Raw genomic sequence first — 15,504 nt, 5'->3', positions numbered from 1 at the left:
TAATTATGGACTATTCAGTCACATCTATGTTTGCTTCCAGCCGCGCTGATTCGGGTTGGTAAGCTTAAAGTCTTTCAAACGCTTTCTTTTATTTTATGCAGGCTCAACGTTGGCAAACGATCACATGACATCGATACGCTCAGAACAATACCGGAAAAAAAAGTAACCCTGCCATCTACTTCGTCGGAGGCTGGGATTCCCGAGTACAAATCACTACTATTGCCTGTGCGTTGGTGATTATCGTGTGATGCAGGAAAACACGGAGCTCGCTGCATACCGATGCGACTCTATAGCCCAAAGGCGGTTTGGCAACAAAAATGCACGAAAACGGCATGTTAACAGTAGACCAGAATGAAGATGGAAGTCGCCTTGATCGGGTGCTGATCCGCCACCTCGGCCCGGGCCAGCGCGCGCTGATCCTGCGCCTGATCCGCAAGGGCAATGTTCGGGTAAACAAAAAAAGGGTAAAACCCGAGTCGCGTGTAAGCAGTGGTGACCTGATCTTTCTGCCGGTCAGCCTGCGTGAACCCGAGCCTCAGGATGCGATGCACATTCCCGCCTCGCTGCTCAGAAAAGCGGAGCAGTTGCCGATTCTGTTCGAGGATGATTGGCTGCTGGTGGTGAATAAACCGGCAGGTTTAGTAGTGCATGGCGGTTCCGGTCACGATGCAGGGCTGATCGAAGCGCTCAAAGAACAGCGCGGACTGGTTGATCTCAGGCTTGCCCACCGTCTTGATCGTGATACTTCCGGTGTGCTGCTGATGGCCAAGAATCTGGAGGCGCTGCGTAAACTCACCGAGTCATTCCGTGAACGCGACATGCAGAAAACCTATTTCGCGCTGATTAGCGGCCACCCTTTTGCCCATGCCGGACGCATGAGCTCAAAGCTTGCCAAGGGTATTGTGCGCGGTGGTGAGCGCATGGTGGTTGATTCAGAAGATGGCAAAGAGTCGGTCACCGATTATCAGGTGATGAAACATTATCAGCGCGCCGGGTTGGATTACGCCATGGTCGCGCTTACTCCCCATAGTGGCCGTACCCACCAGCTGCGTGTGCAGTTACAGAATGAGGGACATGCCATTCTTGGTGATGGCAAATATGCCGAAAAGGATGAACTCACCGCCTACAAATCCCTCGGCGGCAAAGGCCTCATGCTACACGCCTGGCGTCTTCGTTTTGATCATCCGATTACCGGTAAGTCTCTCGAACTAAAAGCCGACTGGCCAGCCAACTGGAACCCACTTCTTCATAAGTAATTCAGCTGACATCGAATACCGCTATTGGTCGATGGTTGCCTGTGGTGATTGGCCAGATACTCTTGGCCGTCTTGAGGTAGGCGCGACGCTACTTACGGAAAAAACAGATAGTGGATATGATATAATCTATGAGGCACATTAGGGCAGCTGTATTTCGATAACGTGACAGATGGTGACGGAAAGTAGGCTTTAAATGTTGAAATATTGATTGTCAAATGTAGGGTTTAGGCGAAATCAATCAACAAGGGGTTCTTAATGCTATTGGAATTTGGTGCTCAAAACTTTTTCTGTTTTAAAGAAGGGGTTGAAATCTCATTGAGATTAGGCTCAAAATGCCCAGGCTATATTTCCAATGGAAAATCATTTACCAATGTTCTTTGTGTTAAAGGTGCAAATGGTTCTGGTAAGACAAATGCGTTAAAGATAATTCCCTTTCTAAACAACTTTTGCTGTAACTCGTTTAGCAGGAAGCCTGAGGAGCCAATATATTATGAGTCCTTTTTTCGTAATAAGGATGAGTCTTTTATATATGTTGAGTTTATTGTAGATGATGTAACCTATAGATACGAGTTAGTGTCATCTAGAGATGAGGTTATCTCTGAATGTATTTTTCGTAAGAAAAAAAGGTTTTCTCCTATAGTAGAACGAAAAGGTAATAAGCTGAAGAATTGTATTAACGAGTATAAAGAACTTGGAGTAATCAAGAAGCTTCGCTCTAATGCTTCAATTGTAAGCACTGCTCATCAATATGAAATTGATTGCATGGAGCCAATTTATAATTTCTTTAGACGAATTTCTAGCAATGTTTCTTATGCTGGATTGATGCATGCGTCCAATGATACTGAATCAGCAATTAGTAAGTTGTATTTTGAGCATTCAGAGGTTCTCGGTTTTTCAAAAGAGTTGATCCATAAGTTTGATGAAGCTATTTACGATATAAAAGTTATACAGAAAGATGGATCTAATCCAGAAGTCGAAGAGAAAGAGTATATTCCTGTTTTTTTGCATAAAATCGATGAAGAAGTTCATCCTTTACCAATTTTTGCTGAATCTAGTGGAACTCAATCACTGTATAAGCAACTTTGGAGATACAAAATCATGCTAGAGATGGGGGGGGTTTTAGTCTTAGATGAATTTGATATAAATTTGCACCCTGACATCCTTCCATGGCTGATAAAATTATTTACTGATGAAGAGACCAATCCAAATAATGCACAATTGGTTTTCTCAACTCATAACACTGAAGTTTTAGATGTGTTGGGTAAGTATAGGACTGTATTTGTAGCCAAAGAAGAAAATGAAAGTTTTGCCTACCGATTGGACGAAATCCCGGGTGACATATTAAGAAATGATCGGCCAATTGTTCCAATATACAAGACTGGCAGAATTGGTGGGGTTCCAAAGCTTTGAAAAAAACCATGAGCTTAAGAAAGAACTCTTTTCTTGAGAGTATGCCGCTTTCGATTTTGGATTCTCAATCCGACCAGTTAACGGTGAAGTGTAAGTTTAATTTTTCATATATAGATTTTTCTCAAGGCGCAGGGCAATCATTTGACCAATGGAGCAAAAAGCAGTTAATTGAACTATTGGATAAATTGAAGTGCTATTCAGGAGAAGCTCTTAAGCACTGGATGAAAACCCCTATAGGCAGTGGAAAAAAACGTGGCCAAGTTCTTGCTGTTTATGGGAAATTCCCTTCCAAGTCTGATTTTATACACCCAAAATATATTCCTGCAGATGTTCGATGGGCGAGGTTTAGGCTTGAATCTGATTCAAGACTAGTTGGATTTATCATCCCTGAAGACAAGAATGGGACTTTGCATTCTAAAACTAAACAGCGGTTTGACAGCAACACGTTTTATGTTGTCTTTTTGGATGAGCAACATAAATTCTACAAGAGTAAATAATTCCCCTCTCATCTTGTGAAAAGCCATTCTAATTTGGCTAAAGGGGACGCTACCCTTTAACGATTGATAAGCATCGAACAATCAATTGCTGGCTGTATTTTTTCTCAATCTGATACGCCAGCTTGAATCGTTTGGCTTTAGTCATATCCTGCGCAGACACTTTTCTCTCGGAGATTTAATAATGGCTGATTATCAGTATATCTATTCCATGCAGGGCGTTGGCAAGGTTGTTGCCAATAAGAAGGAGATTCTTAAAGACATCTACCTCTCTTTTCTGCCCGGCGCCAAGATCGGCGTATTGGGTCTGAATGGTTCCGGTAAATCGACACTGCTGAAAATTATGGCTGGGCTAGATACCGAGATTCTCGGTGAAGCGCGTCCGGCCCCCGGTATTCGTGTCGGTTACCTCTCGCAGGAGCCTGAGCTTGATGAGAGCAAGGATGTGCGCGGTAATGTTGAAGAGGCGGTGCAGCCGATGAAGGATGCGCTGGCCGAGCTTGATGCGGTCTATGCTGCTTATGCCGATCCCGATGCTGATTTTGATGCTATTGCAGTCAAACAGGCCAAGCTGGAGGCCTTTATTGAGTCCGGTGACGGCCATAACCTTGATCGCAAGCTTGATGTTGCTGCCGATGCACTACGTCTACCTGACTGGAATGCCGATGTAACCAAGCTCTCCGGTGGTGAGCGTCGCCGTGTTGCGCTGTGCAAACTGCTGCTCTCCAATCCCGATATGCTGCTGCTCGATGAGCCGACCAACCATCTCGATGCTGAATCGGTGGCCTGGCTGGAGCGATTCCTGCACGACTATCCGGGTACCGTGGTGGCGGTGACCCATGACCGTTATTTCCTTGATAATGTGGCAGGCTGGATTCTTGAGCTGGATCGTGGTCGCGGTATTCCGTTTGAGGGTAACTACTCAGGCTGGCTGGAGCAGAAAGAGAAACGTCTGGCGGTAGAAGAGAAACAGGAGTCCTCACGCCAGAAAGCGATGAAACAGGAGCTGGAGTGGGTGCGTGCCGGCACCAAAGGGCGTCATGCCAAATCCAAAGCGCGTCTGAAAGCCTTTGATGATCTCTCCAGCCGCGAGACGCAGGAGCGTAATGCTACCAAACAGATCTTCATTCCATCCGGTGAGCGTTTGGGTGATATCGTCTTTCAGGCTAAAAATGTCAGCAAAGGATTCGGTGATCGGCTGCTTATCGAGAATCTGAACTTTGATCTGCCACGTGGTGGTATCGTCGGCATTATCGGTGCCAACGGTGCCGGTAAAACAACCCTGTTCCGTATGCTGACAGGTCAGGAGAAACCCGATTCAGGTGAACTGATTGTTGGTGATACCGTCAAAGCCTCCTATGTCGATCAGTCCCGTGATGCGCTCGATGATAGCAAAACAGTATGGGAAGAGATCTCAGGCGGTACCGACTCGATGTATCTGGGCAAGGTAGAGGTGCCTAGCCGCGCGTATTGCGGTCGCTTTAACTTTAAGGGTGGCGATCAGCAGAAGAAGATCGGCATGCTCTCCGGTGGTGAGCGTAACCGCGTGCATCTGGCCAAGATGCTCAAAGAGGGCGGCAATGTATTGATGCTCGATGAGCCGACCAATGATCTCGATGTTGAAACCCTGCGTGCGCTGGAAGAGGCGCTGCTTGATTTCGCAGGCTGCGCGATTGTTATCTCGCATGACCGCTGGTTCCTCGACCGTATCGCTACCCATATGCTCGCCTTTGAGGGTGAGGGGCATGTGGAGTGGTTTGAGGGTAACTTCGAAGAGTATGAGGCCGATAAGAAACGGCGTCTCGGTGAAGATGCCACCCAGCCGCACCGCATGAAATATAAGAAGCTGGTTTAAAAGGGTTAACCACGAAGGCACAAAGTCACTAAGGAAATCAGAGAAAGGTAAATAATCTGTCATTTGGTATTTCATGTGTAGTGAATATGAAAAAGATTAGCTCCCTTTCTAACTCATTTTATTGTTGTCCTTCTTTGTGCCTTCGGTTGTCGTACAGGATGTACAAATGCCGTGAGCGCATGGATGCGCAGGAGAGGCCTTTGTGGTGAAGATGTTAATGAGGGAGTCGATATGAGAAGAAAACCGTTGTTTATCGTGTTGGCTGTGATGGCGCTTGCTGTTGTGGCAGCGGTGAAAATCGGTTTTTTTGATGCGCTGCTGGTCAGCTCTGCATTTAATCAGAGCAGAGAGAGGGCAGAGCAGGGTGATGCCAAAGCCCAGCTTGAGCTGGGTAAACGCTATTATCATGGCTCCGGCGTTGAGAAGGATGAAGAACAGGCGCTGGTCTGGTTTCTCAAAAGTGCAGAGCAGTTTAACCCCGAAGCGATGCGGCTGGCGGGTCTGATGTACAACAACGGTCAGGCTGCAGTTCAGGATCCCAAACAGGCCCTGCGCTGGTTAGAGGCTGCTTATGATGCTTCCGACAATATGGCAGCCTATTTTATCGGGCAAATGTACCAGCAGGGCGAAGGTGTTGAGAAAAACATGGCCACAGCTTTTAACTGGTACCAGAAAGGTGCTGATCGGGCTGATTCATGGTCGCAGTGGGCGCTTGGCAATCTCTATCAATCCGGCTTTGACGGTCATCCGGTTGATCTGAATAGTGCTGTTAAATGGTATCGGCTCTCAGCCAAGCTGGGTAATGAACTTGGTCAGCATGAGATGGGGCGGTTGTATAACCACGGCATCGGTGTTGAACAGGATCTGGGCAAGGCGGAGATGTGGTATCGCCGTGCATCTGAGCAGGGTTACTGGCTCGCCAGTAACAATCTGGCATGGCTGCTGGCAACGGCTAAAGGCAGTGGCATTCGTAACGGCAAAGCTGCCCTGAAGGTGATTGAGGGGATTGATCTGGCACAGCTGGATGATCTGAACAGGGCGATGGTTTTAGATACCTTTGCCGCCGCTTATGCAGAGGTGGGGCGATATGTCGATGCTGTCATGGCGCAGGAGAAGGTGATTGCCCTGCAGCAGCAGATTAAAGTAGAGCCGACGTTGATCAGTGAGAGTGAAGCCCGGCTGCACGCGTATCAACAGAAACAGGCCTGGAGAGAGTGAGATGGACAAAGCTGTAGTTGTTATTGGTATTGGTGAGATCGGATCGGTATTTGCACGTGGGTTTATGAAGCTTGGTTATCCGGTAGTACCGGTCACACGTGAGATGGATATGGCGCTTGTCGCGGCTGATGTGGCTGAGCCTGAGCTGGTTGTGGTGGCGGTGGCCGAGAAGGATCTGCATGCAACCCTGCAGAACCTGCCGGATGTTTGGCGCAGCAGGGTAGTGCTGCTGCAGAATGAGCTTTTGCCGCGTGATTGGTTGCAGCATGGATTGGATGATCCGACTGTGATCTCAGTCTGGTTTGAGAAGAAAAAGGGTATGGACTCCAAGGTGGTCATTGCTTCTCCAGCTTACGGTGAGTTTGCCGGATTGCTCAAAGAGGCGCTGGGCACACTCGATATCCCTGTTGCCGTAGTGAAGGATGAGGCAGCGCTGCTGTTCGAGCTGGTGCTGAAAAACCTCTACATTCTGACCACCAATATCGCCGGTCTTGAGGCTGGAGGCAACGTGCGTGAGCTGTGGCTGAACCACAATGATCTGGCCTGCTCGGTGGCCGGAGATGTGCTCGATATTCAGGAGTATCTCACGGGTGAAGAGGTCAATCGCATTGCACTGATTGAAGGGATGCTCAAAGCCTTTGATGGTGACCCTGAGCATGGCTGTATGGGACGCTCGGCACCGGCAAGACTTGAACGGGCACTGGCTATAGCAGATCAGGCCAGTCTGGAAGTTCCGACCCTGCGCAGGGTTGCAAAAGCTCAGGCATGACAGGAGGGGCTATGAAAAAGTATCTGATCGGCAAACCGATGCGTTTCTTCTTTCTGATTGCCGGCTCCATCCTCTGGGCTGGCATCTGGCTCACCGGTTTTGCTACGGTGCACTGGCTGCTCTATATCCCGGCGCTGTTCTTTATCTTTGCATCGCTGACCGGCATCTGTCCGGGTCTGATTGTCTCAAATATGTTGTTTGCTGTTCGCAACGAGCAGAGTGGTAAATAAAACGCTGTTCAGCGTTTAGGATCATCAAAAATTTCGGTGTATTGCTGATTGCTCCAGTAGATAAAGGCCAGTATTTCGGCAATGGCGGTATGCACTTGCGGTGGGATCGACTCACCAATATCCAGTAGCGAGAAGATCTGCACCAGATCGTGATCTTCACGAATCGGAATACCGTTCTCCTGAGCTAACCGGATAATTTCATCGGCCAGAAAACCACTGCCTTTGGCAGCCATTTTTGGTGCCGTATCGAGGAGGGGGTCCCATCTGAGGGCGACGGCCTGTTGCTTCTTCACACCAACACATCCAGCAGACTGAATGAGGCAGGACGCATGCTGGTCAGCTCATCAAATCGCGCCTGTTTTTCAGCATCGGGTCTGGTCGGGGATGCCAGCAGGTAAACCTCTTTAAAGCCCAGGCTCTGCAGCCGCTCCTCCAGACGATGAATATTCTCCTGAATGAAGTGACGCACAGCGCTGTCTTCATTGTAGATGCGGGCATGTACCGCGTTGTCCGAGACATTGGCATCGACGCGAAGATTGCCCAGACCACTTAGCTCCAGCGCAAAGAGCACCGAGTAGCCTTGCTCAGAACCACCGGTTGTCTCGCGCTGTTCTGCACCCGCGCCATGCTGCTGCACAGCCATTTGCACATTGATCATATGTTGTCCGACCAGCATCGGGAATTCGACACGCAGAGGCTCACCCTGCAGGTTGGCCAGCACATTCAGTGCCTGTCCGGTCTCCATGCGCGAGAGACTCTGCTGGCTGGCTTCGGTGATCAGGCGCAGCACTTCACTGTTCTGTATCTTGCCTGCAGCAGCCTGATCGCCAGCTACCTGTGTCAGGATCGCTTTCAGATCTGATGTGAGGGTTTGACTCTGCCCGCCTTTGGCAATCATGGCCTGAAGTTTGGACTCCAGTTGTCCCCCTGAATCACGAATCAGTTGCCCCAGTCGTTCACCATTGATCGGATAGTCGCGGCTGCTCTCACTGGCTTTCATCCAGCTATCGAGTTGCGGCAGCCCTTTGATGCTGGCCATCTCGTTGGCCGGCATGGTCGGCAGCAGGTTTTTGATGGTGGTCAGGTTCTGCGCAACCGGTGTTGCACTTGATGTGAGATTTCCCCGCACCAGCGACATCGCTTTTTCCGGGATGTTTTTATGCAGCTGCAGCACCTGAAATTCAGCGGGCGCCTTGATCATCCTGATCTCCAGCGCATCACCGGCTTTGACATGAGCCGGGGCAGGGGCCTCAACGTTTTGTCCCTGAATCTTCAGTAGTACATTGCCGTTATCCAGCCGTCTCTGAACCACGGCCATCGTCTGCTCTCCGGGCTGCATATTGAAGCTGACCGGCTGTTGCATCCTGGCTGCCGCAGCACTATTACCTGCAACCTGCGGCTGGGGTTGAATCATCAGCAGGGGTTTCTCACTGCCAGCCTGTGTTAACGTAGCCTTGATCGATTGCCCCTCTTTGGCATCTGAGATCTGTGTGGCGATCAGCTGTACTTTGGCAGCAGGCACACTGCCCTGTGGAGCCTTTGCCTGTTTACCCTCCGCTGTTTGAATGGTGAGGGTCATGCGTCCTTGTTCGATCTGATCGATGCGGGCGAAGAAGGGTTTGCCTCTCTGAATGGTTGCCGGTGCTTTTGAGAGCAGATGAGCCTGCTGCACAGTTTGCTGTCCTGTCTGCGCTGTAGCTGCCCCGGCAGTTTTTCCGGCCGCTGTTGCGGCACTGTTCACTGCCCCTTTCTCTGCCTGATGGGCAGTGGCTTTATTGCCTTTCCCTGCCTCCGCTCTGGCCGCACTCAACCAGCTCAGTTCAGTGCGTGAACCTGTGGCTGTGGCTACCTTTTTGGCTATAAAAGCGACCTCTTTTCCATCCAGCGCAGCGGGTAACCCTTTGACGATGAACGCTTCGCCTTTGAGTACGACCTTGAAGGCGTTGCTGTTTTCACCTGTATTCTGAACCAGTCCTTTCATCACCTCGCCCGAGGTGAGTTTGGCGCTTTGACCTGAGATAATCTGCAGTGGCAGGCTGCCGCTTTTCTGCAGAAGTGTGGAAGCCCATTGGGGTGCATCGGTGCGCATCTATTTGGATATCGGAAAAAAATGGCTCAGCTGAAGAGATTCAGGCCGAAGGTGTGGCTGATATGATCGGATGAGCAAGGCGGCCCTTAATGCTTGCTGCTCTGTTTCAGCGCTTTTTGAATTGCCTGACTCAACACCGAAATACGGAACGGTTTATTGATCAGTTCAGAGTGCTCTTCATAGACTTCGGCTTCCAGTGGCTGGGTGCGGTCATAACCGGTCAGGAAGATGATCGGGATGGTTGGATTGATCGCTCTGATCTGTCGTGAGGCCTGAATGCCGGTTATGCCGGGCATCAGAATATCCATGAAGACAAGGCGAATCTCATCCTTGTACTGTTTGTAAATTTCGATGCCGTTTTTGCCATTGTCGGCATCCAACGTTTTGTAACCCATGCGCTGCAGCACCTCACAGGTCGATTCGCGGAAGATCTGTTCATCATCAATGATCAGGATTGTCTCACCATTACCTTTGAGCAGGGAGTCGGCATGTTGAGTCGCTTTGGGTGGGGCAATGACTCTGGGCAGATAGATATGGAAGGTGGCACCACAATCGGGCTGGCTATCAACTTCAAGGCTGCCACCAAGCTGGCGGATATACCCGTAGACCATGGGTAGTCCCAGTCCGGTTCCTTTGCCGACCTCGTGTGTGGTAAAGAATGGTTCAAAGATTTTGCTGCGGATTTCCTTGCTAATACCACAGCCGTTATCGCGAAGCTGGATATGCACCAGATGACTGGATGAGAGATGCGGGTATCTGCGCAGGAAGCTCTCATCCACATCAAGCGTGTTCGCATCAATGGTGATCTGTGGAAAACTTATCTCTTCAGTAGCTGCACAGGCGTTACTGATCAGCTGCATCAATGCCTCCTGCAGTTTTGCCGGATCAGCCTGAATGGTTGGCTGTTCACCGAGCTTTTCGAGATGATGTATCTGCAGATCAAAGTGGATGTTGCTTGCCAGTTTCGGTTGCAGTGCAAGATGGAAGTGTTTCAGGAACTCAACGATATTGACTGATTTCGGACGCATGGAGCTTTTGCGGGCAAAAGCCAGCATCTGCTCAATCATGGTGGCAGAGTGCTGAATCAATGCCTCAACCCGGCCAATGCGCTGGCGCGTCACCGCATCTTTGGTCGACTGTTTGATCAGGAAAATATTACCGTTCATGCCTGCCAGTGCATTGTTGAATTCGTGAGCGATACCACCAACCAGTGTCGCAGTGGACTCCATGCGTTGCGAGAGCTCCAGCTGTTCGGCTTCCGCCTGCTGCCTGTTTTTACGGGTGCTGATGTCGTTGATAATACCGTACATGATATCCAGCGTGCCATCTCTGTTGTAACAGAGGGTCACAGATTCGCCGAACCAGCGTGTCTGGCCATCGATCTCCGCCTGATAGGCAAAGTCGACGCGATCCTCCCTGCGCTTGATCGCCTGCATCAGAATCGCCTCATTGCCTGAGCTCTGCGCACGGGAGTTGAGCCAGGACCATAGTGGTTGATCAATAATCTCATCACTTGATTGCTTGAGCAGGGAGATCGACTTGGATGATATGCCCTCATACTTTTTACCATCCAGCGACCACCAGAAACAGGTGGGAAGCGCTTCCATCATATCAACAACACGGCTGCGCAGATCATCGTGGGAGTGTTTCAGACGGTCATAAAGTTCAAGTACTCTGGATGCTTCATAAGGGAGATCGGTTAACAGCATTTCAATTTCATGCTGAGATGAGGTTCTGTTTTCGATGGCGACCTGTAGTGTCTCAACGGGTTCAACCAGCTGCTTTTTCAGGCTGTAATGTAACCCCTTGACCGCAATAAACAGCAGAACCAGCAGAAAGACTGCAATCCAGCCCATGGTGGTTGCAATGGCCCTCTCAACAGGCATATCACTCTGATACACAACATCAAGGATATAACCCTCAATGGCGTGGGAAAAAAGAAAGAAGAGCGCCACAAGTGAAGCCAGGAATGCGATGCCCCAGAAAATAATAGTTGTGGTCAGCTTCTCTTTAAGCGTGTTGTGGCTTAACTGCAATCACTCCTCACTAGGCTGCTTCTGTATGTGCGCAGGTTTGAACTGAATCGAATCCCCACAGCTAAGATAGCGCCATATGAGGTTGCCTGCAATTCCGGGGAAGCTTGGGCTCTGTCGAGCAGCCTGTTTTAACGTGCCAGGAAGGAGGCGATCTGATCGGGAAAGGCGCGGGTATCGACCGGTTTGGCGATATAACCTGAAAAGCCCTTCTCCAGAATTCTCTCCTTGTCGCCACTCATGGCGTGTGCAGTCAGGGCAACGATTGGGATGCCAGCTGTAGTGGGCAGCTGTTTTAAGCCCTCAAGTACCCGATAACCATCCATATCAGGCATCTGGATATCCAGCAGGATAAGATCCGGAGATATCTCCTCGACCTGCTTAAGGAACTCACGGCCGCTGTTGAATGTGCTGGTCTGGGCCTGATGCACCTCCAGCAGTGCAGTAAACAGCATCAGAATGCTGTCGGTATCATCCACAACCGCTATTTTTTTGCCTGAGAAATCGTTCACAGAATCACGACTTTGCCATGTTCGTGGTAGGTGAGCCTGTTGCCCCCTTCAGACTTGGCTCTCTGAATCAGGCTATGACAGCTCTGCATCAGCTTTTCAGCTGTTTTACCATCACCCGGGAAGACCGAAATGGCTGCGCAGGCGGTGATGCCATTTCCTCCCAACGCCTCCTCTCCGGGGAAAGGGTAGGCTTCAATCAGGTTCTTCAGCCGTTTGACCACCAGCAGAGCCCCCTCAAGTTCGGTCTGGGTGAGAATCATGGCGAACTCGTCAATCCGGTGGCGGGTGGCGATGTCGGAGCCGCGCAGGTTGGTCAGGAAGAAGTTGCCAACTTTGCGCAGAGCAGCATGTACATAACCTTCGTTGACCAGTTCGCTGAAGCGGGCAAAGCCATCGAGATCAATCAGTACGCAGGCGAGATTCTGGCCGTTGCGTGCTGAGCGGGAGAGCTCCTGGCCGAGGCGAATCTGATAATAACGGTGGTTGAGCAGGCCTGAGATAGAGTCTTTGAGTCCGGCCTGTTGCGGGTAGAGGGTTTCAAAATGCTGAATCTCCTGCAGCAGCTGCTCTTTGGTAAAGGTATCCTTGCTGACACAGTCCTCAATATGGCCCATCAGGCGTATCCTCTCTGCTACAGAGAGGTCTTTGGCACTGACCACAATAATCGGGATATCCTGAGTTCGCGGTTGCCGCTTCAGCTGTTCTGCCACCTCAAAACCATCCATGCCGGGCATCATCAGATCGAGCAGGATGATGTCCGGTTCGATTGTTTCAGCCAGCGTGATGCCATCAGGACCATTATTTGCCGTATGCACCCGATACCCCTGTGCTGAGAGGGTGGCGTCATAGAGCTCGAGAACCTTTGTATCATCATCAATGGCCAGTATTTGCAGCCTGCTGTGCCTGCTGTGTAGCCCTTTACTGAGCACTGACAATTTGGAGGCCAGCAGATCACGATCAATCGGTTTGGCCAGATAATCGGTGGCACCGAGGGCCATGCCCAGCTCCTCATTTTCGGAAACCGTACACATAATAACAGAAATATCGGAGGTCTCGGCATCCAGTTTCAGCTCCTGCAGTACCTCCCAGCCATCTTTGCCGGGCATCATCACATCCAGAAGAATCAGGAAGGGGCGTTTTCGGCGGGCAATATCCAGCGCATCTTCGCCATTCATGGCGTGGCAGACGCGGTAACCGGCATCAGAGAGGTAGAGGGTGCTGATCTCCAGCGAGTGGGCATCATCATCAACCACCAGAATCAGTGGGGCATCAGCCGCGACGCTGTCGGGTTTATTGTATATTGGATTGACGAACTCAGAGCTTCCGGAGGGGTGCTCAAGATGCTCAACGGCTGTAGGTATGATGGTCTCTACCGGCAGGGTAAAGGTGAAACAGCTTCCTTCACCGGGCGTGCTCTCAACAGTGATGGTGCCGCCATGCATCTCAACCAGTCGTTTGGTAAGTGTGAGCCCCAGCCCGGTGCCTTCGAAGTGACGCGAGTGCGACCCATCGGCCTGTTCAAACGGGTTGAAAATGATCGCCTGATCTTCCGGTGCGATGCCGATGCCCTGGTCACGAATAGCGATGCAGAGCGTGGCATAGCTCTCTTCATTGCCGCTGATAAACGAGGCTTTGTCGTAATTGACAAGAATATTTACCTCGCTGCCTTCAGGGCTGAATTTAATGGCATTGGAGCAGAGGTTGTAGAGGATCTGTTTAAACTTGGTGCGATCAATAAATACACCGGGAATAGATTCAATACACTCAAGGTTGAGTTTAACGTTGGCCTTGTTGGCGAAACCCTCCAGTACCAGCATGATCTCATCGAGCAGGGGAGGAATATCAACCTTTTCAAGCTTGAGGCTCATTTTGCCCGCTTCGATCTTGGATAGGTCGAGGATGCCATTGATCAGCTCCAGCAGATGCTTGCCCGAAAGGTTGATGTTCTTCAGGTATTTGCTTTGCGCCTCGTTAAGCGGGCCGACAAAACCATCGATAAGAAATTCGGAAAAGCCGTTGATAGAGGTGAGCGGCGTGCGCAGTTCATGTGACATGTTGCTGAGGAACTGTGATTTGGCCTGGTTGGAGCGAATCAGTTCTTCATTGGTCTTGGTTAGGTCACTGGTGCGCTCCATGATGCGCGTTTCCAGATGCTCATTTAACAGTTTAAGTTCGCGTTTCTCATCTTCAATGCGCTGAAACAGGCGTGCCTTCTGAATCGCATGCGAGGCCTGGCTGGCCAGAAGATCGAGAATAGTGACCTGATTGTCGTCATAAGTACGTGGTGCAAAATCGTTCACATAGAGGATGCCGACAATTTCATCGCCGAGGGCCAGCGGTAGCGCTACCAGTGCCTCCACGCCCTCATTGGCTAAAACAACATTCAGATTAAAGTCCTTTGATTCGAAGATGTTGGGAACCACGAATGGTTTACGTTCACTGAGAATGCGCTCAGTTAATCCCCCGGCTCTTACAAGCCAGGGTTCCTGCTCCTCAAAACCCTCACTGAAACCCGAAGCGGTATGCAGCGATAGCTCCCGGCTCGATTTGTCATACAGGGAGATGGTTCCGGCAGGCGAGTTGGTGACTAATAGTGCTTCCCGTAACACCAGCTTTAGCATCTGAGTCAGGTTGTTGGTGGTGTTGAGCTGGCGACCGAGGCGGTTGAGTTTTTCAAGCTCGGTGAGCATGCGCTCCACCTGCTCCTTCTCTTTTTTGCGTTTACCAACCTGATCATAGAAGAAGTGTGCAGCCTTGCCCTCCATGATCTCCACATCAGAAGAGAAGTGCTGACGCAGCTGCTCTGAGGCTTCAGCGGAGCCGGTCACATTGATCACCATGTCGCAATCGGGAATCTCTTCTATGCTTTGGCAGATCGGGATGGAGAGCGAGGTTGCCAGAGGCAGGGCAAGGGCATCGGTACGAGCATCGGAGATGGCAACGACTTCGATGTTGCTGTCATCCTGCAGTACATTAAGCAGGGCAAGGCCGCCGCGACCTGCCCCGATGATTGCCAGCCTGAACGAGTGGGGACTCATGCAGTGATGGTGTCAGGTAAAAATTGTTTTACACAGTTCAATACTGAAGGGATATCAAAGGGTTTACTGATGTAATCGGTTGCCCCTCTGGCCAGCGCAATATCACGTTCTTCATCTTCTGGCAGAGCGCTGACCATGACGATGGGCAGTTCACTACCATATTTTTCGCGTAGCTGGTCGAGCACCTGATAGCCGGTCATGCCGGGCATGGTGATATCCATCAATACCAGTTGAGGTCTTGTCTCTTCAGCAAGGGTCAGCGCATGGCTGCCGCTGGACGCTTCACGTACCGAATAATTGGCGGACTCAAGCACAGCAACCTGCATTTCCCGAATCGCATCATTGTCGTCAACAATCAATATCATCCATTCACCCTTTGAGAGAAGAAATATTGACGCAACGTCTAACGCGTTGTTTTTTCAATGACAAGCTCTTTATTTCCATTACTGATGTCATTTATTTGGCGAAAAATAGGTTCAATTTAATATCTGCATCCGGACTGTTGCAGAAAACGTCATGATTTCAACGAATCAGCGTGGAGGGGGGTAGATCTGTCGTGCTTTGCTCTGCTTGCCGATAGTGTGAAATTGCGTAATGTCC

Annotated in this window: 13 protein-coding genes; 7 read left to right on the top strand and 6 right to left on the bottom strand. The window is 50.2% G+C overall.

The features are described from left to right. Positions 1-332 precede the first annotated feature (332 nt). The 7 genes from F3F93_RS07055 (at position 333) to F3F93_RS07025 (ending at position 7,232) form a co-directional block, all read left to right on the top strand. Complete coding sequence (locus F3F93_RS07055) at positions 333-1,256, top strand: RluA family pseudouridine synthase (protein WP_241697028.1); 924 nt, start codon at positions 333-335, stop codon at positions 1,254-1,256. Positions 1,257-1,511: 255 nt separating this feature from the next. Beyond that, a complete protein-coding gene (locus F3F93_RS07050) occupies positions 1,512-2,666 on the top strand; it encodes an ATP-binding protein (RefSeq protein WP_176958471.1) in 1,155 nt (384 codons plus the stop codon). Then, complete coding sequence (locus tag F3F93_RS07045; RefSeq protein ID WP_176958470.1) at positions 2,663-3,163, top strand: hypothetical protein; 501 nt, start codon at positions 2,663-2,665, stop codon at positions 3,161-3,163. The genes F3F93_RS07050 and F3F93_RS07045 overlap by 4 nt, the downstream gene beginning before the upstream one ends. A gap of 181 nt (positions 3,164-3,344) precedes the next feature. After that, entirely contained in the window at positions 3,345-5,015 is a 1,671-nt protein-coding gene (ettA, locus tag F3F93_RS07040) for an energy-dependent translational throttle protein EttA (RefSeq protein ID WP_176958469.1), read from the top strand. Between the two features lie 231 nt (positions 5,016-5,246). Next, entirely contained in the window at positions 5,247-6,233 is a 987-nt protein-coding gene (locus F3F93_RS07035; RefSeq protein ID WP_176958468.1) for a tetratricopeptide repeat protein, read from the top strand. Position 6,234: 1 nt separating this feature from the next. Beyond that, the gene (locus F3F93_RS07030; RefSeq protein WP_176958467.1) at positions 6,235-7,002 is read left to right on the top strand and encodes a hypothetical protein; all 768 of its coding nucleotides are present in this window, start codon (positions 6,235-6,237) and stop codon (positions 7,000-7,002) included. An 11-nt stretch (positions 7,003-7,013) separates the two neighbouring features. Then, a complete protein-coding gene (locus tag F3F93_RS07025) occupies positions 7,014-7,232 on the top strand; it encodes a hypothetical protein (RefSeq protein WP_176958466.1) in 219 nt (72 codons plus the stop codon). Between the two features lie 8 nt (positions 7,233-7,240). On the opposite strand, the gene F3F93_RS07020 is transcribed toward F3F93_RS07025, so the two are convergent. The 6 genes from F3F93_RS07020 to F3F93_RS06995 form a co-directional block, all read right to left on the bottom strand. Then, positions 7,241-7,525 (bottom strand): EscU/YscU/HrcU family type III secretion system export apparatus switch protein, encoded by a 285-nt coding sequence (locus tag F3F93_RS07020; RefSeq protein WP_176958465.1) that lies wholly within the window; start codon positions 7,523-7,525, stop codon positions 7,241-7,243. Beyond that, entirely contained in the window at positions 7,522-9,321 is a 1,800-nt protein-coding gene (locus F3F93_RS07015; RefSeq protein ID WP_176958464.1) for a flagellar hook-length control protein FliK, read from the bottom strand. Before F3F93_RS07015 ends, F3F93_RS07020 begins: the two co-directional genes overlap by 4 nt. Positions 9,322-9,407: 86 nt before the next feature. Continuing rightward, positions 9,408-11,357: a response regulator gene (locus tag F3F93_RS07010; protein ID WP_176958463.1), complete on the bottom strand. Its 1,950-nt coding sequence runs from the start codon at positions 11,355-11,357 to the stop codon at positions 9,408-9,410. 128 nt (positions 11,358-11,485) lie between these two features. After that, positions 11,486-11,866 (bottom strand): response regulator, encoded by a 381-nt coding sequence (locus F3F93_RS07005; RefSeq protein WP_176958462.1) that lies wholly within the window; start codon positions 11,864-11,866, stop codon positions 11,486-11,488. Next, on the bottom strand, positions 11,863-14,904 hold the full coding sequence (locus F3F93_RS07000; RefSeq protein ID WP_176958461.1) for a response regulator: 3,042 nt from the start codon (positions 14,902-14,904) through the stop codon (positions 11,863-11,865). Before F3F93_RS07000 ends, F3F93_RS07005 begins: the two co-directional genes overlap by 4 nt. Next, positions 14,901-15,269 carry a response regulator gene (locus F3F93_RS06995; RefSeq protein ID WP_176958460.1) on the bottom strand — a complete coding sequence of 123 codons (369 nt, stop codon included), beginning with the start codon at positions 15,267-15,269 and terminating at the stop codon, positions 14,901-14,903. Before F3F93_RS06995 ends, F3F93_RS07000 begins: the two co-directional genes overlap by 4 nt. Positions 15,270-15,504 lie beyond the last annotated feature (235 nt).

Origin of the sequence: Mariprofundus sp. KV (assembly GCF_013387475.1) — a bacterium.
In the GTDB taxonomy this organism is placed as follows: domain Bacteria; phylum Pseudomonadota; class Zetaproteobacteria; order Mariprofundales; family Mariprofundaceae; genus Mariprofundus.
The sequence above is the reverse complement of the archived record's forward strand: the minus strand, read 5'-3'. Positions and strand labels throughout refer to the sequence as shown.

Coding starts and splice junctions, on each gene's coding strand:
- F3F93_RS07055 (WP_241697028.1), top strand. CDS start 333: ATGTTAACAGTAGACCAGAATGAAGATGGAAGTCGCCTTGATCGGGTG.
- F3F93_RS07050 (WP_176958471.1), top strand. CDS start 1,512: ATGCTATTGGAATTTGGTGCTCAAAACTTTTTCTGTTTTAAAGAAGGG.
- ettA (WP_176958469.1), top strand. CDS start 3,345: ATGGCTGATTATCAGTATATCTATTCCATGCAGGGCGTTGGCAAGGTT.
- F3F93_RS07035 (WP_176958468.1), top strand. CDS start 5,247: ATGAGAAGAAAACCGTTGTTTATCGTGTTGGCTGTGATGGCGCTTGCT.
- F3F93_RS07030 (WP_176958467.1), top strand. CDS start 6,235: ATGGACAAAGCTGTAGTTGTTATTGGTATTGGTGAGATCGGATCGGTA.
- F3F93_RS07025 (WP_176958466.1), top strand. CDS start 7,014: ATGAAAAAGTATCTGATCGGCAAACCGATGCGTTTCTTCTTTCTGATT.
- F3F93_RS07015 (WP_176958464.1), bottom strand. CDS start 9,321: ATGCGCACCGATGCACCCCAATGGGCTTCCACACTTCTGCAGAAAAGC.
- F3F93_RS07000 (WP_176958461.1), bottom strand. CDS start 14,904: ATGAGTCCCCACTCGTTCAGGCTGGCAATCATCGGGGCAGGTCGCGGC.
- F3F93_RS06995 (WP_176958460.1), bottom strand. CDS start 15,269: ATGATATTGATTGTTGACGACAATGATGCGATTCGGGAAATGCAGGTT.